The sequence below is a fragment of the Dyadobacter sp. CY261 genome, assembly GCF_021440085.1.
Classification (GTDB): Bacteria; Bacteroidota; Bacteroidia; order Cytophagales; family Spirosomataceae; genus Dyadobacter.
Window position 1 is genome coordinate 334,569 of record NZ_JAKCPW010000009.1, and the last position, 21,802, is coordinate 356,370.

Annotated in this window: 22 protein-coding genes; 17 read left to right on the plus strand and 5 right to left on the minus strand. The window is 47.5% G+C overall.

What is annotated here, in order from left to right:
- Positions 1–20 precede the first annotated feature (20 nt).
- Entirely contained in the window at positions 21–2,579 is a 2,559-nt protein-coding gene (locus LZD49_RS24720; RefSeq protein ID WP_234670358.1) for an ATP-binding protein, read from the plus strand.
- Here the strand turns inward: LZD49_RS24720 and LZD49_RS24725 are convergent.
- Complete coding sequence (locus LZD49_RS24725) at positions 2,567–3,940, minus strand: sigma-54 dependent transcriptional regulator (protein WP_234670359.1); 1,374 nt, start codon at positions 3,938–3,940, stop codon at positions 2,567–2,569. The genes LZD49_RS24720 and LZD49_RS24725 overlap by 13 nt on opposite strands.
- A 139-nt stretch (positions 3,941–4,079) precedes the next feature.
- Positions 4,080–4,382, minus strand: a complete 303-nt coding sequence (locus tag LZD49_RS24730) for a hypothetical protein (RefSeq protein ID WP_234670360.1) — start codon at positions 4,380–4,382, stop codon at positions 4,080–4,082.
- 607 nt (positions 4,383–4,989) lie between these two features.
- Here LZD49_RS24730 and LZD49_RS24735 point away from each other — a divergent pair.
- From LZD49_RS24735 to cysM, 13 genes are all read left to right on the plus strand, one after another.
- The gene (locus LZD49_RS24735; protein ID WP_234670361.1) at positions 4,990–5,712 is read left to right on the plus strand and encodes a ferritin-like domain-containing protein; all 723 of its coding nucleotides are present in this window, start codon (positions 4,990–4,992) and stop codon (positions 5,710–5,712) included.
- A gap of 26 nt (positions 5,713–5,738) precedes the next feature.
- Positions 5,739–6,530 (plus strand): ferritin-like domain-containing protein, encoded by a 792-nt coding sequence (locus LZD49_RS24740; RefSeq protein WP_234670362.1) that lies wholly within the window; start codon positions 5,739–5,741, stop codon positions 6,528–6,530.
- A 195-nt stretch (positions 6,531–6,725) separates the two neighbouring features.
- Entirely contained in the window at positions 6,726–7,988 is a 1,263-nt protein-coding gene (locus tag LZD49_RS24745) for a sulfite oxidase (RefSeq protein ID WP_409021350.1), read from the plus strand.
- Between the two features lie 35 nt (positions 7,989–8,023).
- Complete coding sequence (locus LZD49_RS24750; protein ID WP_234670363.1) at positions 8,024–8,416, plus strand: hypothetical protein; 393 nt, start codon at positions 8,024–8,026, stop codon at positions 8,414–8,416.
- 19 nt (positions 8,417–8,435) lie between these two features.
- Positions 8,436–9,035 (plus strand): thermonuclease family protein, encoded by a 600-nt coding sequence (locus LZD49_RS24755; protein WP_234670364.1) that lies wholly within the window; start codon positions 8,436–8,438, stop codon positions 9,033–9,035.
- Between the two features lie 5 nt (positions 9,036–9,040).
- Positions 9,041–9,706: a hypothetical protein gene (locus LZD49_RS24760; RefSeq protein WP_234670365.1), complete on the plus strand. Its 666-nt coding sequence runs from the start codon at positions 9,041–9,043 to the stop codon at positions 9,704–9,706.
- 96 nt (positions 9,707–9,802) lie between these two features.
- A complete protein-coding gene (locus LZD49_RS24765; protein WP_234670366.1) occupies positions 9,803–10,936 on the plus strand; it encodes a hypothetical protein in 1,134 nt (377 codons plus the stop codon).
- Positions 10,937–11,016: 80 nt separating this feature from the next.
- On the plus strand, positions 11,017–12,408 hold the full coding sequence (locus LZD49_RS24770; RefSeq protein ID WP_234670367.1) for a hypothetical protein: 1,392 nt from the start codon (positions 11,017–11,019) through the stop codon (positions 12,406–12,408).
- 32 nt (positions 12,409–12,440) lie between these two features.
- Positions 12,441–12,950: a GNAT family N-acetyltransferase gene (locus LZD49_RS24775; protein ID WP_234670368.1), complete on the plus strand. Its 510-nt coding sequence runs from the start codon at positions 12,441–12,443 to the stop codon at positions 12,948–12,950.
- 134 nt (positions 12,951–13,084) lie between these two features.
- Positions 13,085–14,803, plus strand: a complete 1,719-nt coding sequence (locus LZD49_RS24780; RefSeq protein ID WP_234670369.1) for an AMP-binding protein — start codon at positions 13,085–13,087, stop codon at positions 14,801–14,803.
- 67 nt (positions 14,804–14,870) lie between these two features.
- Positions 14,871–15,602: an alpha/beta fold hydrolase gene (locus LZD49_RS24785; protein WP_234670370.1), complete on the plus strand. Its 732-nt coding sequence runs from the start codon at positions 14,871–14,873 to the stop codon at positions 15,600–15,602.
- 84 nt (positions 15,603–15,686) lie between these two features.
- A complete protein-coding gene (locus LZD49_RS24790) occupies positions 15,687–16,898 on the plus strand; it encodes a S9 family peptidase (protein WP_234670371.1) in 1,212 nt (403 codons plus the stop codon).
- 192 nt (positions 16,899–17,090) lie between these two features.
- Positions 17,091–17,963 carry a cysteine synthase CysM gene (cysM, locus tag LZD49_RS24795; protein ID WP_234670372.1) on the plus strand — a complete coding sequence of 291 codons (873 nt, stop codon included), beginning with the start codon at positions 17,091–17,093 and terminating at the stop codon, positions 17,961–17,963.
- 98 nt (positions 17,964–18,061) lie between these two features.
- Here the strand turns inward: cysM and LZD49_RS24800 are convergent, their stop codons facing one another.
- Positions 18,062–18,481 carry a cytochrome B gene (locus LZD49_RS24800; RefSeq protein WP_234670373.1) on the minus strand — a complete coding sequence of 140 codons (420 nt, stop codon included), beginning with the start codon at positions 18,479–18,481 and terminating at the stop codon, positions 18,062–18,064.
- A 69-nt stretch (positions 18,482–18,550) separates the two neighbouring features.
- Here LZD49_RS24800 and LZD49_RS24805 point away from each other — a divergent pair, with 69 nt between their 5' ends.
- The 3 genes from LZD49_RS24805 to LZD49_RS24815 all read left to right on the plus strand — a co-directional run bounded on the left by LZD49_RS24805 (position 18,551) and on the right by LZD49_RS24815 (position 19,976).
- On the plus strand, positions 18,551–18,853 hold the full coding sequence (locus LZD49_RS24805; protein ID WP_234670374.1) for a DUF4286 family protein: 303 nt from the start codon (positions 18,551–18,553) through the stop codon (positions 18,851–18,853).
- A 231-nt stretch (positions 18,854–19,084) separates the two neighbouring features.
- On the plus strand, positions 19,085–19,465 hold the full coding sequence (gene hpf / locus LZD49_RS24810; RefSeq protein WP_234670375.1) for a ribosome hibernation-promoting factor, HPF/YfiA family: 381 nt from the start codon (positions 19,085–19,087) through the stop codon (positions 19,463–19,465).
- A 97-nt stretch (positions 19,466–19,562) separates the two neighbouring features.
- Entirely contained in the window at positions 19,563–19,976 is a 414-nt protein-coding gene (locus LZD49_RS24815) for a MaoC family dehydratase (RefSeq protein WP_234670376.1), read from the plus strand.
- 61 nt (positions 19,977–20,037) lie between these two features.
- On the opposite strand, the gene LZD49_RS24820 is transcribed toward LZD49_RS24815, so the two are convergent.
- Together LZD49_RS24820 and LZD49_RS24825 are read right to left on the minus strand one after the other, a co-directional pair.
- Entirely contained in the window at positions 20,038–20,217 is a 180-nt protein-coding gene (locus LZD49_RS24820; protein ID WP_234670377.1) for a histone H1, read from the minus strand.
- A gap of 261 nt (positions 20,218–20,478) precedes the next feature.
- Complete coding sequence (locus LZD49_RS24825) at positions 20,479–21,750, minus strand: pyridoxal phosphate-dependent aminotransferase family protein (protein WP_234670378.1); 1,272 nt, start codon at positions 21,748–21,750, stop codon at positions 20,479–20,481.
- Positions 21,751–21,802: the final 52 nt, after the last annotated feature.

The window sequence follows — 21,802 nt, forward strand, 5'->3', positions numbered from 1 at the left end:
ACTGACTGTAACCCGAAACTATGTCTACGCAACGTGGCCCGTCTTTCTTGAAATCGATGAAAGGCAAAGTCTTTCTCGGCTTCTTTATAGCCTCCCTCGCATTGGCAGCATCCTGGATCACCAGTAAACTGGCATTTGATAACATGCTTACCAAACTGCAAGTGTTGTCGACGCCAGACAATAAAATGCAGCTCGTCAATAAAATTTTCCGCGATATCCTTACACTCGACCAACTCCAAAATGAGCGAAAGCTTAAAGGTGAGGAGATGGATGGCGAAGTATTGGCCCAATCTGTGGAGCTCATCGCAACGCTGGACTCTCTCAGCGATATGAGCATCGGCGATCATATGCAGATGATCCGGATCGATTCGATGAAGACCATTCTTAAAGAAAGAGAAAAAATATATGGCGACTATGTGAAAGTCCGATCCAAATTGGTGAATAATAAGGATTTAGAGGACGAGGTCAAATCCATTTCAGGATTGATCACAACTGAACAACTTAAACCGGATAGCACGGTAGTCAAGACCGAAAAACGTACAACGACGACCACTGTTTATACGGAAGTACCAGACACGGCGCAGAAAGCGAGCGAAAAAAAGGGCTTTTTTGGCCGCGTTTTCCGTAATAAAAAAAGTGCCAAAAAACCCGCCCCCGAACCCACCAAGCTGGTTCAGAAGCAGGAAGTGAATGTCCAGGTCGACACAATTCGTGTCGTAAAGAAGGATAGCACTATAGAAAAGGTAGGCGAAGCCGTTCACGCCATTGAAAAATCACAAAAGAAGCGGGCAGTTACTTTTGTAGACCGGGAACAAGAACTGGCTACTGCACGCAACTCGCTGGTGAAACAACTGCTAAGCGTCATGCAGAAGATAGAAGAGAACGTCGTAACCCAGTCTCATCAAAACAGCTCGCAGGCCAAAGGCATCGTGGAAGGCAGTATCAAGTATCTGGAATGGATCATGCTGGGCTTTTCCTTAATTACTGCGGTAATGGCCTATCTTATCTTCGCAGATATTACCAAAAGCAACGATTATCGACAATTGCTCGAAGAGGCCAAAGAGGAAGCTGAATACCATAGCATGGCCAAGCAGCGCTTTCTGGCCAATATGAGCCACGAGATCCGGACGCCACTGCAATCCATCATCGGTTATACCGAGGCCTTGAAAAACGAAGAAAAGCCCAAAAAGCAAGATCTCGAAATTTTGCATTCGGCTTCTGAACATTTGTTATATCTGGTCAATGAAGTGTTGGATTACAGCCGCATTATTTCCGACCGCTTTACCTTCGAAGACAGGGTGTTTTCGATTAACCAGCTCCTCAACGAAGTTATTCAGGTATTACGACCTAATGCCCTTTCTAAAGGTTTGATATTGAAGCTGGATAATAAGCTTATTCCCAACTTGTATGTGCACGGCGACCCATTCAGGTTGCGGCAGGTTCTGTACAATTTGCTGACTAATGCTATAAAGTTCACCGAAAACGGCGAGGTCGTGCTCAAAGTGGCAGGCCACGAAAGTGGTAGCCAGGTCAAGATCGAGTACCAGATTTCGGATACAGGCATAGGGCTTTCAAAAGAGCAGTTAGAGCGCATTTTCAATCAGTTTGAGCAGGCCGATCCGACCATTCAACGCAAATACGGCGGTACCGGGCTGGGTTTGAGCATTGTAAAAGCATTAGTAGAGGGGATGTCGGGAAACATTCATGTGAGCAGCAAACCCGGCGAGGGCACGACTTTTTTTGTCACCACCAGTATGAAAAAGGCAGACACACTGGAATTGGCAGAAGAAGCGCCGGAAAGAAGTTATCAGATCAATGGCAAAGTCTGGCTGGTTGACGACGACGCCTTCATTCTCAAATGGTGCTCTTCCGTTCTTGAAATGAACGGCATTCCGCATACAGCATTCTCATCGGGTGAAGAAGTCCTCAACCGGCCGTGGGACAATCAGGTAAAATTTATACTGACCGACATGCGCATGTCGGGCATGAACGGGGCCGAGCTGGTGGGCCGCCTCCGCAAATCGGCACCGGAAAGCGTGAAGTTCTTTGTGCTTACGGCACAGGCATTGCCCGAAGAACGGAAAAAGTTACTCAGTATGGGCTTCGATGGCTATCTGATGAAGCCATTCCACTCCAGAGATTTACTGGAACTACTCGAATTATCGTCCACGCCTGAAATAGAACAGGAGGAGCAGGTGCTCGTCGAACCCACGGAAGTTAACGTTGCCAACAACTTGGAATTCGATTTTTCGATGTTGAGTGAAATGACCTTTGGGGACGAAAGCCTGTTGCGGGAAATACTAGACCAGTTTGTGAAAGATTCCCGTAACGATATCGAATCACTGAGAAACCATATTGAAGCCAATGAGCCCGAGCATGTACAGGAACTCATGCACCGTATGGCCGGGCGAACCGGGCAGATCGGAGCCCGTGATTTATCGGCCCGATTCAGGAACCTCGAAATAGCACTTCGTGAAGATTCTTCGGAAGTATCGGAAAAAGAAATGACGCAGGTCGTAGAAGACGCTGCGTCAGTAGTTGAGCATGTGGAGGAAAAAGCGCTTTCCTACTCGATATGATATTTTTCGATTTTATAATATAAAGTCTTCCGGTCGATGTTGAGCAACTTGGCAGCTTTACTTTTGTTATAGCGCACCTCTTGCAAAACTTTTTCAATCATCTCCTTCTCGTGTGTTTCCTGTAAAGCTTTGAGATCCGATCCAGGCGCTGGTTTCTGCTGATCTTCCATCGCTGTGATCATTTCCGGGGGTAATGCGCTCAATGTTGCCACTTCCTCTTTTGAAAGTAATACCAACCGTTTGATCACATTGTTCAGCTCCCGCAGGTTACCTGGCCAGTCGTATTTTTGAAACACATCCATCACCTCCTTTGAAAGCTCCCTCACATTCCTGTCTAGCTCTTCATTAGCTTTATCCACAAAATGTTGTATAAACAGCGGCAGATCTTCACCTCGCTTGCGTAATGCGGGAACTTCGATCTTGAATTCGTTCAAACGGTGGTAAAGATCCTCGCGAAAATCTCCCGCGGCGGCACTCGACATCAGGTCCTCATTCGTTGCCGCGATCAGCCTTACGTCAACCTTAACTTGCTGTGTACTTCCGATGGGAACGATTATGCGCTCCTGCAATGCCCGGAGCAGCTTTATTTGCACGTCGTAACTAAGGTTACCGATCTCATCAAGGAAAAGGGTACCACCGTCGGCCGCCTCAAACTGTCCTATTTTGTCTTGTAACGCACCGGTAAATGCGCCTTTTTTATGACCGAACAGCTCGCTCGCTGCCAAATCTTTGGAAAGAGAACCACAGTCGATCGCTACAAAAGGTCCATCGGCGCGCTTGCTTAAGCGGTGGATCGACTTCGCTACATGTTCCTTCCCCGTCCCACTCTCACCCTGAATGATCACCGACATGTCGGTGGGCGCTACCAGCCGTACGTATTCGAATAGTTGCTTGGCAATTTTGCTTCTGCCTTCGATATAATCAAGTGACTGTTTGTCGGCCTTTGCATTGCTTTTGGCCTTCGGTGCCGTTTTAACACTCGTAACCTCTCCCTTATTTAACGCCTCTCTCAGTACCATAAGCAGTTCTTCCGGATTCACCGGTTTAGTAATATAGTCGAACGCCCCGATCTGCATGGCGGTCACTGCGGTGCGGACATCATGAAAGCTAGTCATAATGAATGCCGGTGTGCGGTTACCCTCGCTCCTGAGCGTCTTGAGGAAATCCACAGAGTTACCGTCGGGCAGGCGGTAATCAAGCATCAGTACTTCAAACGGTCCATCGGTGGCATTTTTGCCGAGGGCCTCTCTCGCCTCTTTAATATTTGTGCAACCTTTTACCTGATGACCATGCTTGCCGAGAAAATTGGTGAGCAACTTTGAGAATGTAGAATCGTCTTCAACGAGGAGCAGATGAGCCATGGGTGATACTATTTCAAAAAATAAATATTAATTAACGAGTGGGCTAAATGTAAAATTACAAAAAACAAACACCAAAAAGCCGGAGATGTCTCCGGCTTTTCATTATGAGCCTGTTAGGAGCCAGGAAGGCAACCGCTTTTTAGTCAATTTTCTTCCCGTACTTGTCCAGATTTAACGTAGATGTTTCCTCCGCTCTCTTGATATTGATTTCGTAATACTGTGAATTGTCGTCACGTGTGACCAGATACGCACTGGTTACCTTCCATTCCGAATAGGAACCAGCCAATGTGCTTTTCACCGGCTCAGGAAGATCTTCGGGCCTCACGGTCACTTTGCTTTGTTCAGCAACAACGACTATGTACGTCGAAGATTGTCTGGCGGCATCAACATTCGTTATAGCGGCGAGCAGCAAGAGGGCGATGGCTATCGGAGTTATTCGCATAATCGATCGGGGCATTTAATTTTTACTGTAAACTGAAAAGATATTCGTGCCAATGGAAGTTAACCACAAAAAAAGTTGATTATCAGATATTAACCAATTTTTGTTTCCGACGGCGTAGTCGGAATGAAAGGGATCTGTACCTCAGGTTGTGGAATTTCACATCAATATGCGAAATTCAATAATAATTTTGCCTATTCATCAATATCTTATTACATCAACTAAAAAAAATTCAAAATTTTTTAGAAAATAATTTCTTTGTTAAGAACACTTTCCCTTATATTTGCGTAGAAATTATTTAAGTACTGAAAGTAGCACAAATACTACACACGGCTGGAATTTAACGCTATACATTCATGCATTGAATTATATCTCAGGCATTTATTACTCAACGTTATTTAATAGAATCATCGGTTAGTTTGAAACAAAAAGAGTCCTCTAAAAGGGACTCTTTTTGTTTGTTCCCCCAACCCCTCCATTCTCCTATTCTCGCCTGTCCTTCATTCATCCCTTCCTCCCATCGATCTAAAGCAATCAAACATGCGTAGGTCTATAAAATCTATTAAACTCTTTCGAACACGCGGAGAGTGATTCAACAACCTTTATTGTTATGAACAAACACACAGAAACGAAGAAAACCTCCGGCAAAGGAGAGGGGGAAATCACGTCGGTTGTCAACAGACGTTTGTTTTTGCGCTCAGCCGGTTTAGCCACATCATTGGGGACAATCGTAATCGCCGCAGGTTGCAACGACGACGACGACCCGATGATCCCAGGGTCAGGCGACACCGTCGACCTTGGCTCAGGAGACGTTGGCGTGCTTAACTATGCATACGCTTTGGAACAACTGGAAGCCGCTTTCTACACACAGGTGATTGCTACGCCATACACGGGTATTACCGACGCGGAAAAAACAATCCTAACCGACATCCGCGACCACGAAATTATCCACCGCGATTTTTTCAAGGCTGCATTAGGTGACAAAGCCATTAAAGGACTGACCCCTAACTTCGCCGCCATCGACTTCACCAAGAAAGACGCGGTTTTGGGCGCTGCTAAATTATTCGAAGACACCGGCGTTGCCGCGTACAATGGTGCCGGGAAACTGCTTAAAGATCCCAATTACTTGTTACTGGCCGGCAAAATCGTGTCGGTGGAAGCCCGCCATGCTGCGGTGATCCGCGACCTGATCAATCCTAAGTCTGCCGATTTCGCGGGTGACGATATCATCGACGCCAACGGAATGGACAAGGCCGTTGCCCCTGCCGACATTCTTTCTGCCGTGAAAGGTTATGTAAAAGATACTATCACGGGTGCCAACGTAGGCAAGTAATTTCAACATATAAAGGATCACACAACATGGATATCTTCAAAATCATAGATAAGTTTCAGCAAATCGACGGTGACGCAGTGGGGCGTCTCGAATACGCAACTCGCCGTCATTTTATGAACAGGGTGGGGAGCAAACTGGCCTCTGCCGCGATTCCGACCGCATTTGCGGCGATTGTGAACAAGGCATACGCACAATCGGCTAAGGCTGTGGATGTACTCAACTACGCCTTGACACTTGAATACCTCGAAGATGAGTTTTACAAAGCAGGTAATGCGGCTGCAAATCTGATCCCGGCGTCTGACAAGGCAATTTTTACGCAAATCGGTAAGCACGAAACGCAACACGTGGCATTCCTGGTAAAAGCATTGGGAACAAAAGCCATTGCCAAGCCGACATTCGATTTCCAATATGGCGGCGCATTCGGCGATGTTTTTACCAACTACAAAACATTCGTTACCGTTTCGAGTGCGCTTGAAGACACCGGTGTGCGTGCATATAAGGGACAGGCCGGCGAACTGATCACCGATCCGCAAATCCTTGAATATGCATTGCAAGTGCATTCAGTGGAAGCACGCCATGCAGCAGTAGCCCGCAGATTGGCGGGAACATTGCTCGGAAACCCTGCCATGAAAGGCTGGATTACCGGCAAGGAAGGTGCGGTAGCAGCGATTTACGCAGGCGAGGAAAACATGATGCAAGGCGGAAAAGATCTGAAAGGTCTTGCCTCCAAGTCGGATGCGGCCATTACCGAGGCATTCGATGAACCATTATCAAAAGAAGCGGTACTGGCCATTGCCGGGCCGTTCATCAAAAAATAATCACACGCATTATCGTAAACTTTCCCTGTTGGCATATACATGCACTTTTAAGTGAGTAAAGTTCGAAGTGCAACCGACACACTATTATGAATGAGGAGGTTACCATTACTGGTAACCTCTTTTTTGCGGTAAACCACCCGAATTGTGTCTGATTTAATGTTTTAAAGCCATGTGGTTTATGTAAATTTGGGATGAATGTCTTACAAGTTTTTCCTGAACCAGTTGATGAATTCCGAATTGAACAGAAGAGATTTTCTCAAACAGGGCAGCCTCACGGCCCTGGCCACGACCATCGGCAGCCAGATCGTTTTTGCAAAGCACATGCCTGTGGGCTATCGCCCATTGCTCCTTGATGAAAAGGATGCATTAAAAGGCAAGGATATCGAAATGATCGTGCAGGGCGACAAACCCTGGAACGTGGAATCACCAGTACATTTGCTCGACGACCGCATTACCCCGGTAGAGAAAATGTTCATCCGCAACAACGGGCTTATTCCCGAGAAAATCGATGTGTCCACCTGGACGCTGACCATCGACGGCGAGTCTGTAAAAGCTCCTAAAACCTACTCGCTGGCCGACCTTAAAAAGAATTTCAAACAATACACTTACCAGCTTGTACTTGAATGCGGCGGTAATGGGCGCTCGGGCTACCAGCCGCAAGCTTCGGGTAACCAGTGGGGCCAGGGGGCCGTGCATTGTGCACAATGGACGGGCGTAAGGCTTAAAGATATTTTAAATGATGCAGGCATTAAGAATGACGCCGTATATATAGGATACCATGGTAAGGACCTGCATTTAAGTCGGGACCCTAAAAAAGAACCCATTTCGCGCGGCGTACCCATCGCAAAAGCCATGGAAGACGAAACGTTGATCGCCTGGCAAATGAACGGCAAAGACATTCCGGAATTTCACGGCTATCCGCTTCGGCTCGTGATTGGCGGCTGGCCAGCTTCGGTTTCAGGCAAATGGCTAACCGGAATTTCGGTGCGTAACAAGGTACATGATGGCGCAAAAATGGAAGGCCACAGCTACAAAATGCCTAAAAACCCTGTTGCTCCCGGCACTGACATTCCGGCAACCGATGAATATTACAAAATTATCGAATCGATGCCGGTGAAATCGCTGATTACCTATCCCAAATCCGGCGCGACGATCGGATCCGGCACGGACCTCGCGTTGCGCGGGCATGCGTGGGCCGGAGATCATTCCGTCAAAAAAGTGGAAGTTTCCATTGATTTCGGCGCGACATGGAAGGAATGCAAGCTCGAAGCCCCGGTAAATCGCCTTGCCTGGCAACATTGGAATACCGAAATCAAATTCCCGGTAAATGGCTACTATGAAATTTGGGTTAAGGCCACAGACAATAAAGGCAATGCCCAACCCATGCTCATACCAGCCTGGAACCCGGGTGGGTATCTGAACAACGCCTGCGAAAGGATCGCCGTTAAGGTGGGTTAATGCGAAAATAATGCTTTCCGGCAAATCTGATATCTATGAAAATCCTATTGATTGCCTTGCTCGGGCTGGGCATTATTTCACAAACCCTGCCCGAAACATCGTTAACCAACGCGAATGTGGCTGCAATGCCAGCCGACACGACGAAGAAAGACCCCGAAACAGGCCTGATCGTGGACGAAAACCTGTATATGGTGAAAGCGCAATGCACTAACTGCCATTCCACAAAGCTGATTATCGCCAACCGCTTCACACGCGATGGCTGGAAACAGAAGATACGCTGGATGCAGGCCAACCACAACCTCTGGGAGCTAGGTGACGCCGAAAAGCCGGTGCTCGATTATCTGGAAAAAAATTACTCGCCAACTGCCTCAGTGGCAAGGAGAGCGCCTTTGAAGGACATTAAGTGGTACAAGCTGGATCAGAACTGATCGGAAACAATACCTATCTTTGGGTATTCAAAACTTATCATCCGTGCGCGTGCCTGCTTTCCGCTTCCTGATTCCCCGAGTTGTATTTTCCTGCCTGTTGTTCCTCATTTTTACAACCACCCCGACAATGCTCGCCTCGTGTGTGCTGACGTCGGAGGAAGGCCAGCAGTTTGGCAGCAACATTGATTTACCTAACCCGCTCAAAGCCGAAGTTATAGGTATTCAGGACGGTGACACGATTGAGTTGAAATTTATTTATTCCGGCAAAAAAGCGGGACGGAGAATGGGTAAGCCGGTCAGGATACGCTTTTTGCACATCAATTGCCCCGAACGCGGTATGCCGTTTTACAAAAACGCGAAGCAGTTTACGAGCGAAAAATGTTTCCGGAAAGTAGTGAGTATCCGTCACAAAGGTGAATTTGATAAATATGGCCGCCTGTTGGGCGAAATAGTATTGCCCGATGGCAAGATCTTGAATAAAGAACTTGTAAAAAAAGGCCTTGCGGTGCATTTTAAGAAATATTCGAAAGACCAGGAATACGCAGCCCTCGAAATAGCCGCAGAAAAACAAAAAGTAGGTATTTGGAGTCAGCCAGGAATGGTACTTGGACATTTATAGAAATTATGGAGCATTCGTCGGTCGCATTTTTTCAGATACTTTACCAGCATGAAACTTTGTTTCAACTGGAAGATCGCGCGCGGCCCCAAGACGCAACTTCAGAGGAAATAACCGAGCCCGAACTTCCCATACCGACGCCCGCCACCGTGCAGGCAGATGTTCCCACATTGCCAGCCACGCCCGCTATCCCGGCATCAGCATTACCACCCGCTCCTGCGATTCTCGTGCAGCCACCGGCTACACCAGTACCAAGTCCAGCCGCCACTCCTCCACAAGCTACCGTTCCCGCATTCCCGGCGTTGAAACATAAAGTGCTGGTGCTGGTGGACGAACAGAAGCAAACGGACATGATCATGTCCGAAGCGTTGTTCCTCGACAATATCCTGAAAGCAGTTGGTCATTCGCTGGAAACAAGCGACGTCCTGAACTTCAGTTTTATGCCCGGGCAAGATGCGCGCACGGTGCTTTCAGGTAAAAAGACAAATTTCTTCATCTCTTTCGGAGTACCGCTGATCAAGCTCCATCTGGATCTCCTGCTGGTGCCCTACACTCCCAAAATGGTCGAGGGCGTATGGTTCCTCCTCGTGGACCCGCTGGTCGTGATCGAAGCCGACCGTAATTTGAAGAAAAAGCTCTGGCAAGCTTTACAGAAGATGTTCGAAATGTCCTAATTCCGAGGGACTTACCTTTTTTAATAGCCGGTCATCACAATATTATAGTGATTTTGTTTGTTTTCATGGATAATCGCAGGCTAACCCATGAAAACTATGGCCAAACTGACTGAATTAATTGCCGGCTGGTTTCGTCCGAAAGAGTCCGACGAAAACCAATTCTATGACGATGAGCCTGTTGAGGCCAACGACACCCCTACCCAATCAGTGGAACAAAATCAGATCAATCAAACACCCGTTGTCGAAACAAGGCAACCAGTAACCGCGACCTTGTCGCAACCGCTCTCCGAAGTAAAAGAACTCCCCAAAGTGGAAGTACCGATCCCTTACTGGCTCGAAGACGAAGATACATTGCGCGATGAAGGTGTGCTATTCGGGCTTTCGGAATCGGACCCAAATGAGAAAACCGATATTATCCATAAATACTTCTCTAATCTGGCCGCCTCTCATATTGCGAATATCGAGCAGCATAATGAGCGCATTCAGGAACTGAACCTGTTTATCGGTCAGAAAAACAACCGGATCGACGAATTGCAGGAACGCTTGAAAAACCCAGGCGCACGTGCCGAAGGCGAGCATCAGCTCCCGCGAACACTCATAGGTATCACATTGTGCGCGGCCATGTGCGTGGGCAACTTCTTTCTGATCCGCGAGTCGCTGAAACCCGCGTTTGCCGATAACTCCTGGATTGCGCTGGGCGTGTTCCTCGCCGGGATGTTTAGTCTCTTTGGTCGCATCTCCCTTTTCCACGACACCGATTCGAAAGTGACTTGGAAATCGCTGCTGGAAGAGACCGGGTTACCATTTGCAGCGACATTGTTTGTGTTTGCCAACGTGATCACGTACCAAACCTGGTGGCAGGCGTTTGCATTGTTTGTGTTCGTGTTTTTTCTCTTCCTTTTTGCAGGAAAACTATTGCTCAGTAACATTACCGTATTGCGCAATGACTTGAAGATCTGGTTAAATATTCGTCGCGACCGCCAGGATTATGTTGAAAATAACTACAACTGGGAAGCGGAATGCCAGAATTTAGGGGAAGAAATCGATGCACTCCGCGTAAAAAAATGGCAGGTATTGCGTGAACAGAGCCATGCCGAGACCGAGCGTGACCGCCTTTTCGCGAAGCGGGATATGCTTATCAAGCTTTTTGAGAGCGAATTTTATCTTGCACGCCGCATGAAACACGAGCTGACAACCCGGCAGCTTAACCTGATCCAGAAAGGCAAATAAAGGAGAAATGATGATCAGGAAGCGCCCTGATGGCGCGATTTTTTACCCAAACTCACATTCGATCAACCCTAATACTGGTTATGAACGAGCAAAATCCAAATGAAAACGGAGACTACCAACACGGCTACACGCGTGGAATCGAAGGTATCGACCGTCAGGTATATGAAAACTATTTGTCCAGTAACGTAAATCACGGCTGGATCCAGGACCGGCTCAATGAAAAAAAACAGGAGCTTTCCGAAGTAAGATCGCGCAACCAGCAAGCCACGGAGCAACACAAGGCTGCTTATGGCAAATTGCAAAATGAGGTAATGGGCCTCAACAATGCGGCTACGCAAACGAAGGACATGGAGCGGCAGATTACCGAGATCGATTTCACGACTGAGGAGCTGAAAGAAAGACGTGCTGAAAAAGCGCCATCCTATTCACTCATTGCAGGACTGATCTTCCTTGCTGCCGGTATTTCATTCATCGCCGGTGACTTGATTATCTCCCACGAAATCGTAGCCTATGCGCTCAATATCCGGAATGTGAACGAAGCTTGGGCCTTTGCGATCGGTTTAGCGATGCTTTCCGTCCTGCTGAAACCGGCTTACGACCGTCTTGTGGAAGAACCTTATCATAAAGACGACTCGCCCAAGGCGAAATCGCGTTACGCAGGTTTTAAGCTGGTACTATCGGTTTTTGCTATTGTGACGCTCATTGTGCTTGGCTGGTTCCGTTACGAAGCCTACCGCACCGACAAGCTGAAAGAAGCAATCAACAAATCAGTCAAAAACCTGCAATTGAATGCGGTCGATCCACTCACAGGCGCGCCGATCGACAGTCCTGTATTGACCAAAAAGATTGAGCAGGCACTCCAAAATTCCGATCAGTTGAACCTTGACCTTGTGAACAGCCCCTGGGCATTGCTGTCATTTGTTTTGAGTGGCGTGCTCTTTGCCATTGCAGGCGCAGTGTCGCTGGGTATGGCATTGCCGGTATTGCAAGGTTTCTGGTACCGGTGGTTGCAGATTGACCCAAAACTGGGCCGCCTGCGCAGAAGAAGAAAGCGTATTTTGAAACAAATGGAACCGCTTCAACTGCTCGTGACCCAGCATATGTCCCAAAAAACCGTTCTGGAAAACGATATCGAGCTGTTGCCTAAACTTGACGAGTTGAAAGCGGAAGAAGCGAAGATCAGGGCGGAAATCGAAGCGCTTGAAAACGAGCGTAAAAACGCATTGACCGACAGTCGCGTACAGTCGTTTGGCGACGGTTATGCGCACGGACAAGTAACACGCGACGTAATGGATGAGGAAGAATACGATACCTGGCGCAACAGCCATTTATCGGTTTCGAACCTCGCATTACGCGCACAATCCAATGCCCAAGCCGACAGGGCAGTACCTCGTACACGAAGTACCGGAATGCGTCCGCACCAAGCGATCCGCAAGGCAATAACCGATCGTTTTGACGAAAACAATTCATAGTTTCTTAACTTGGGGGGCTCATTTCTTTTATTATGATTTTGACCCCCCATTTAAGAATTGTCTCGTGCGATGATACATTATATGATGCTATCCGCATGGGAAACAATACATTAGCCCGCGTTATGGGCGTCAATGTCCCCAAAAAGTGGACCGATTTCCGTGACACTTTTACTCCTTCCTACCATCGCTGGAAAGCCCATCCCCCGCTTCGCGACTGGTGGGTATATCTCATCGTACATGTTTCCGATAACATGCTGATCGGCTCCTGCGGCTACAAAGGTGAGCCCGACCCCAATGGCATGGTTGAAATTGGTTACGAAATTATCCCATCCTATCGGGAGAAGGGCCTCGGCACCGAAACTGCGAAAGGTTTGCTGGATCATGCTTTCACGCACAATGCGGTACGCAAGGTGATCGCGCATACACTCCCGGAAGAAAATGCCTCCGGACACATTCTCGAGAAATTGGGTTTTGCCCAGACGGAAGATGTGAGCGACGCAGACGAAGGGCTACTCTGGCGGTGGGAAATTAGCCGCCGGTAAAGCCATTTCAACTCTTTCCAACCATATTTGGATGTTTTTTTAGGTCAAAAATAAATTGGACTGGTTCGATATTTTTTTGGCTTAATTGATTACCTTAATCACAAACATCATTCACACCCTTTGCTCTCTACATTATGACTGCGATCTCAAAGGATACCTATCCATGGCTTCAAAACTATCCGGAAGGCATTCCCTATGAAATAAATCCGGATGCATATTCGTCGCTCCTTGAACTGATGGACAGCAGTTTCCGTGAAAACGCGGATAAAGCGGCATATGTCAATATGGATAAAAAACTGAGCTTCGGGCAGTTGGATGAGCTTTCACAAAATTTTGCCGCATACCTGCAAAGTATCGGCCTGAAACAAGGCGACCGGATTGCGCTGCAAATGCCCAATCTATTGCAATATCCGGTGGCGATGATGGGCTCGTTGCGCGCAGGGCTAACAATCGTGAACACGAATCCGCTCTACACGCCGCGGGAAATGCAACACCAATTCAAGGATTCAGGCGCGAAAGCGATCGTGATACTGGCCAATTTTGCTACCAATCTTGAAAAAGTAATTGCCAATACGAACATCGAGCACGTAATCATTACGGAAATCGGCGATCTGCTGGGTTTTCCAAAAAAATTGATCGTAAACGCGGTAGTGCGGTATATCAAGAAAATGGTGCCGCCTTATCATGTCAAAAATTCAGTCAGTCTGGCTAATGCGCTGTCGATCGGGTCGGGGATTACTTACAAAAAACCGAATATTTCTGGACTCGATCTGGCATTTATCCAATATACGGGAGGCACGACCGGCGTGTCAAAAGGGGCTATGCTAACCCACCGCAACCTCATTGCGAATGTGGAGGGCATTAATGAATGGCTAATGTCGAAAATGCGGACGTCGGAGACATCGGGCCAGCTTACGCTTATTGCCGCGCTGCCGCTCTATCATGTATTTGCTATGACGATCAACGGCTTGTGCGGAATCAAATGGGGTGCATTGAATGTGATGATTACCAATCCGAAGGACATTCCTGCATTTGTAAAAGAGCTAAAAAAACAACCTTTCCACATTTTCCCTGGCCTAAACACGCTTTTTAATGGTCTGCTGAATAACCCGGCTTTTGCTTCTGTCGATTTCTCGAGTTTGAAGATCACAATTGCCGGGGGTATGGCGTTGCAAAAGATCGTAGCCGAACGCTGGGAAAAGGCAACCGGTTGTCCGCTAGTGGAAGGCTACGGGCTTTCCGAAACGTCTCCGGTACTTTCTGTCAACCCATTAAATGGGACCCACAAGCAAGGCACTATCGGTTTGCCATTCCCAAGCACAGAAATTCGTATCCTCAGCGATGACGACAGATGGTTGCCGATAGGCGAACGGGGTGAAATCTGCGCAAAAGGGCCCCAAATTATGCTCGGTTATTATAACCGTCCCGACGAAACTGCCAAAGTAATCCTGGAAGACGAAAGTGGTCGCTGGTTCAGAACGGGCGATATCGGCATCGAGGACTCCGATGGCTTTTTCAAGATAGTCGACCGCAAGAAGGATATGATTTTAGTTTCGGGTTTTAATGTCTATCCCAATGAAATTGAGGATGTGGTGGCACAATGTCCGGGCGTAGCGGAGGTAGCCTGTGTGGGTGTTCCTGACGAAAAATCCGGAGAAATGGTGAAGATTTATGTAGTCAAAAAAGATCCGGAACTGACTGAGGAAAAGGTCAAAGCATTCTGCAAAGAAAACCTGACAGGTTATAAATGTCCTCGACAAATCGAGTTCAGGAAAGAGCTTCCAAAGACCAATGTCGGTAAGATACTTCGCCGGGCTTTACGGGAAGAAGAAATGGCGAAAGTTGCCCATTAGGGGCGCAAACGGTAGAAGGTTTAGTATATTTAGGCAAACAAGTTCTCAACCTTGATTGCAAATTTATATGAATCTACACCGGAAAACTTTGGTTTTACTACATGGTCATGGCATAGATGACACGATTTGGGACAGCCTTGATGCTGCGCTAAATGACTCTTATACTGTGGTAAGGCCCAATATTTCGCTCTTCACGTCCTGCCAGTCGGTGGAAGATTATGCCGATGAGCTGCACCGTTTCCTGACCAACGCCAATATTCAGAAATGCACGCTGATCGGCCACTCGATGGGTGGTTATATTTCCCTGGCATTTGCTGAAAAGTACATGGGTATGCTGGAAGGTTTCGGGCTGTTCCATTCCACAGCCTATGCCGACGACGATACAAAAAAGCACCAGCGTAGTCAAATGATCGATCTCCTGCGGACTTACGGGACCGAGTCATTCATCAAAAATACCGCGGCCAACCTGTTCGGCGACCGGTATAAGGAGCTTTATCCCGAGCGTATCAAAGAGCACATCGCGCATTACAGCAAATTACCCGCCGAAGCGCTCATTGCCGGCATCACTGCCATGCGTAACCGCCCCGACCGCACGGCCGTGCTGGCGAGCCTCCCTTTCCCGGTGCTATTCATTATCGGTATGCAGGACAAGCTTATTCACTTCGAAAGCGTGATCGAACTCGCCGAATACCCGAAAAAAAGCTACCCTTTGATCTTCGCCGAGGCTGGCCATATGGGCATGGTAGAACGCCCCGACGCTACGGCCAGGATGATCAATTGGTATATGGGTAAAATTTAATTCGATAAATAAGAAGAAATGATCATCGAAAACAGGCCATTATGCGTTACTAATCAAGACTAATGGCCTGTTTATCTTTTAGCTATGCAAAAATCTATCCCAACTCTCCCGCTTAAATACCTTTCCTTTCTCCTGTTGTGGAGTTTGCTCATTCTTAATTCGTGTAACGACGACAATAACAATCCGGTACCACCCACCGAGGAGAATGTCTATTTGAAGGAAAGCACTTCCATCAAGACATTAACCAAAGAGCAGATTATTCAGGAGGCTAACGATCTGAATCCGCTGATCGCCGGGTTCGTGAAAAATGGCGTCAAAGCTTATAGGATTACTTACAAAACAAAAAATACCGACGGTACCGACATTACTGCCTCAGGAGCGCTGATCATCCCGACCGTGACGCAGCCGGCGTCCATGATCAGCGTACAGCATGGCACCATAACCAGTGACCTCTCGGCACCATCTAATTTTCGTGACGACAGCGAAGCCGCATCATTCGGCTCTATCTTCGGATCTATGGGCTACATTATAGCCTATCCCGACTATATTGGATACGGTGCCTCCAAAGATCTTCCGCACCCATACGAGCACCGCGCAAGCCTTGCATCCGCGTCGCTGGATATGCTGCGGGCAGCGAAAGAATTTCTGAAAGGTCAAACGGAAGTAAAATGGGATGAAAAATTATACGTCGCGGGATATTCCGAGGGCGGCTATGCGACCATGTCCCTGCAAAAGAAAATCGAGGAAGAGGCTTCATCGGAATTCAACCTGAGGGCGTCGAGCTGTGGTGCGGGTGCTTATGATAAAACGGCGTTCATGAAGTATATCATCAATTCGCCAACGACTGGCGTTGCTTCGTATAACTCGTTGTATTTGTGGGTACTACTCACTTATGACCGGATTTACAAACTGAACAAGCCGGCCAGTTACTACTTCATCGACAAATACGCGTCCCAGATTACCCAAAACGGAAATAATGTAACGATCAATGGAAGTTTCAGCGATGTCCTCAACGACTCGTTCAAAAAAGCATTGAATGATGGCACGGATAAGGGTTTTATCGATGCCATTGCCGATAATGATGTGTATAACTTCAAGCCAAAAACACCGACGCAGTTGTACCATGGCGACAAAGATCCGCTGGTTTTCTTCTTCAACTCTGAGAATGCTTACAATGCCATGCAGAAGCTGGGCGCAACGAATGTTGAATTCATCAAAGTTAAGGAGGGAACGCACAGCAGTTCAATTCTCCCGTTTCTGGTCGGTACGCAGGCATTTTTTGCCAAAACTCTATAAATATTCAGGTATATTTGCAACCCATTAATTTCATAGGGTAAATATGCTTTTAACCGCCAAATTTTCTACAATTTATTCTGCGCGGGCATTCTTTCAGCCTTCACGATGTTGTTGATCTATATTTCAAAAGCAAAACGGGATTTCCGTCGACCTTTTTAACACGTACCTTTTTTGAATCACAACAACATCATCATGTCATCATTACTGGATCTGGTGGGCAATACCCCTCTGGTCGAATTAACAAGGATAAATCCCAATCCCAAGGTCAGGATTTTCGGTAAGCTGGAAGGTAACAACCCCGGCGGCAGCGTGAAAGACCGCGCAGCATATAGCATGATCAAAGGCGCGCTCGACCGCGGTGAAGTAAAACCCGGAATGAAGCTCATAGAAGCCACCAGCGGGAATACCGGTATTGCACTTGCCATGATCGCCCGGCTCTTCGACCTGGAAATTGAACTCCTGATGCCCCAAAGTTCCACACGTGAGCGCGTACTCACAATGGAGGCATTCGGCGCGAAAGTCGTCCTGACCGAAACCATGGAGAGCGCCCGCGACCTGGCAGAAGAAAAGGCAGCCAAAGGCGATTATTTTATGCTAAACCAGTTTGCCAATCCCGATAACTGGAAAGCGCATTACCGCACCACCGGTCCGGAGATTTACCGGGATACCGATCAGCAAATCACTCATTTCGTTTCGTCCATGGGTACTACCGGCACCATTATGGGCGTTTCGCGGTATTTAAAAGAACAAAATAATGATATCCAGATCGTCGGCTGCCAGCCCAACGACGGATCCAGCATCCCCGGCATCCGCAAATGGCCGGAAGAATATCTTCCCAAAATATTTGAAAGAGGACGTGTAGACAGGGTGATCGAAGTATCGCAGGATGATGCGGTGCTTACTACCCGGCGTCTGGCGAATGAAGAAGCTGTTTTTGCAGGAATGAGCAGCGGAGGCGCGGCCTGGGCAGCGGTTCAGCTCGCGAAGGAATTAAAAGAAGGCGTGATCGTCTTCATTATCTGCGACCGGGGCGACCGGTATTTGTCGAGCGATCTGTTTGGGTGAAGCGGCTACACCGCTGACCACCGACGGCAGACCGCCGATTGCTTACTTTTACTGTCATGCAGTCGGCGGTCCGCGGTCAGTCGGCGGCTGTCAAAAAATCAAAACCACTTCGATCCCAGGTTCCGGAATGGCCAGGGGATGGCTACCAGGATAATAATCAAGGCCAATGCGTAGAAGTACAGCACAGTACGGTGCTTGGCGGCGCCAGTGAGTTTCTTCGAACGAATCCTTCCCACAGTAATAAGCACAATCGCAATGAGCATCATGAAAACGTGCTCGATCGAAAAGAAACGGAATACTTTCTCGCTGATCAGATCAAAATTAACTTTGGGGCTCATGAAATATAGCACGAAGCCTATCAATAGCTGCGTGTGCGTGGCAATGAGAGTAAAAAGGTAAAGTTTACTGTCGTCCTGGCTACCTTGCTGCCACTTGGAATATGCAGTAAAAATGGCTGCGATTAAAAGTCCTAACACCACATAGCGGAGGCCCGAATGGGCGTGTAGAAGAATATTCATGATAATACTGGTTACGGTGAATTAGTATATGCATGCAAATGTAACTCGCAAACAATAAATTTTTATAAAATGATCGTCTATAACATCACAGTCAACATCAGCTATTCAGCGGAGAAGGACTGGCTGCATTATATGAAGTCGGTGTACATCCCTGAAATCGTCGCGACTGAAATACCGCTTGACTGCAAGCTGTTGCGGCTGTTGACCGAAATCGAAAACGAGGGTGCGACATACACCACTCAATTTACATTCAGGACTATGGAGGATTTTCTCACCTACCAGAGCCACTTCCAGCCAGCCTTGCAGGAGCGCCATAACGAGCTCTTCAACGGACAGTATGTTTCTTTCAGGACACTTCTGGAGGAAGCATAGGATCCCTATACGCTTATAATTTGTACAAATAATAGTACCTCAAAAACCACGGCTATTACTTGACATTAACTTAATATTTCCTTTTATTTAATCTACCGTTAAGGCAGATTTAACCAGGAGATCAGCCCGGATAGCACCTATTTTATAACTATCCGAAGATGAATACAACTCCGGTCTGAAAATCGCGAAGGCGGTTGGAAATATTGTTTTACAACTAAATGATGTGTGCTTATGAGACTGCAGATGCAAGCAATTCACTTTGATGCCGATCCCAAACTACTGACTTTCATTCAGCAAAAATTGGATAAACTGGATACGTTTTATGACCGGATCACCAGCGGAGAGGTATTCCTTAAGCTCGCCAAAAATGACAATACCAAATTACAGACCAAGCTCCTGGAAGTGAAGCTTTACGTGCCCGGCGGAACCGTGTTTGTGAAGGAGCAGGGGACTACTTTCGAAGAAGCCACCGATCTGGCGATCGATACGCTCAAAATGCAGGTTAAGAAGTTTAAAAATAAACGCAATAACTCCAGGGTCACCAAAAGCCTGGACGGAATCTCGGAAGAAACCGACGGAGTGGTGGTGCTTACCGAGGATGTAGAAGAATAGGTAAAAACAGGTTCAAAACAAGAAGCCGCCTACCGCCAGGCGGCTTTTTTGCGTTTTAGGCGTATTTTTGAAGTTCCATTAAAGTTATTCGCGAGCTATGCAAATAGAACCCGTCGTCGATGCGACATTCGACCATTTTTTTAAATTCACACAGGAACAGGTTCAGGCCTTTGCCGATCTGACCGGCGATAATAATCCCGTCCACCTCGACGCCGAATATGCTGCCACAACGCAATTCAAAAAACCGATCATTCACGGCATGTTGGGCATTACCGTTTTTACCAAGGTTCTTGGCACACAATTCCCTGGATTCGGCTCCATTTACCTTAAACAAGCTGTCGAATTCCTCCGTCCGATGTTTGTTGACACCGAATATCGCGCTGTTTTCAAGATTGTTTCTATTAATCCAGCGAAGCACATTGCTGAAATTTCCACGGAGATTTACGATGCGACGACTAAAAAGGTCGCTGTTCGGGGAATTGCCACGATGATCAACGAGGAGAAATTCTAAGGAAAAGCAAAAGCCCCGACGGTATCCGCCGGGGCTCTAAAATCTTCCGTGTGCTTCGTGATTACTCGCCTGCGTTCTTCTTGTTCTGAACCTCAGAGCGAATGTCCTGAGCCAACGTTTTCAGGTCCTGCATGCCTTTACGAACACGCGTCCCAGCAGCCTGATTGCCTTTGTTATAAAACTTATCGAAATCGCCTTCCAGTGAAAGAATCAAGTCCTTTACATCATCGAATCTTGCCATGTTTTCCTGTGTTTTTTTAGTTTAAAAAATGCCTCTCACACGCTAAAAACGCATGTTTTGACCGAAATTTAATAATTAAAACCATTTTAGCAACCCAAAAAACAAAAAAAAACACTTCTAAAATACAATTAAATACACGATTCTATATAAACAGCTCTATAACAATGAGTTACATTTAATAACTTTTATTGTTTGGAAGGAGCAAAAAAAGAGGGCTTTCCGAAAAAAGCCCTCAGCACGCGAAAAAACGCGTTTTTATAACTATTCCACGACTTCCTGTATCGCGTCGCTCTGATAAACCCTGTTTTTAAGTTTATCCGCCAACGTCGTAAATGCGTTCAGCGTGTACTCAACGTCGTCCAAAGTATGCGCCGCGGTTGGGATGATACGCAGCATGATTTGCCCTTTCGGTACAACGGGATAAACAACGATCGAACAGAAGACACCCATATTCTCACGCAGGTCGCGTACCATGCGGGTAACCTCAGGCACCCCGCCTTCGCTGTGCAGGAACACTGGTGTTACAGGCGATTCGGTTTCGCCGATATTGAATCCGCGGCTACGAAGACCGTCCTGCATTGCTTTTACATTCTCCCAAAGTTTTGAGCGCAGCTCAGGCGTTTGCTTGATGATCTCCAGACGTTTGCGACAACCTTCGACGTAGGGCATTGGAAGCGCCTTCGCGTAGGTTTGTGAGCGCATGTTATATTTAAGGAACATGATAATCTCAGGATCGTTGGAGGCGATGAATGCGCCAATAGCAGCCATAGACTTCGCGAATGTCGAGAAGTACAAGTCAATGTCGTCCTGAACACCCAGCAGCTCTCCTACGCCGGCACCGGTTTCACCCATGGTACCAAAGCCGTGCGCGTCGTCTACGAGCAGGCGGAAATTATATTTCTTTTTAAGTTCGGCGATCGCTTTTAAATCTCCTACCTTGCCCGACATACCGAAAACGCCCTCGGTGATGACCAACACACCACCGCCTTTCTCCTCCGCCAGTTTTGTGGCACGGATGAGGTTCTTTTCCAGGCTCACCATGTCGTTGTGGTTGAACTTGTAGTATTCGCCCAGCTTGGCCTTGTGCAGACGGATACCGTCGATCAGACAGGCGTGCGACTCGGCGTCGTACACGATCACATCGCGGTGGTCGCAAAGGCATTCGATTGCGGACATGACGCCCTGGTAACCATAGTTGAGCAGGAATGCATCGGTTTTACCGACAAACTGCGCCAGTTCCTTTTCAAGAATCTCATGCAAGGTCGAATTTCCTGACATCATCCTGGCACCCATCGGATATGCGAGGCCCCATTTGGCGGCGGCTTCGGTGTCCGTCTTGCGGACTTCGGGATGATTCGCTAAACCCAGATAATTGTTGAGACTCCAGTTCAGCACTTCCCTTCCCATAAACCTCATGCGCGGACCAAGTTCTCCTTCCAGTATCGGGAACGAAAAATAATGGTGGCTGTTCAGCATTTTGGCCGAATTCCCGATCGGACCTGAGTTGTGACGCAATTTCTCGAAAATATCCACTCTCTCTTATTTTATGTGGGTAACTGATGATTTAAATGTTAGATAAATGCAA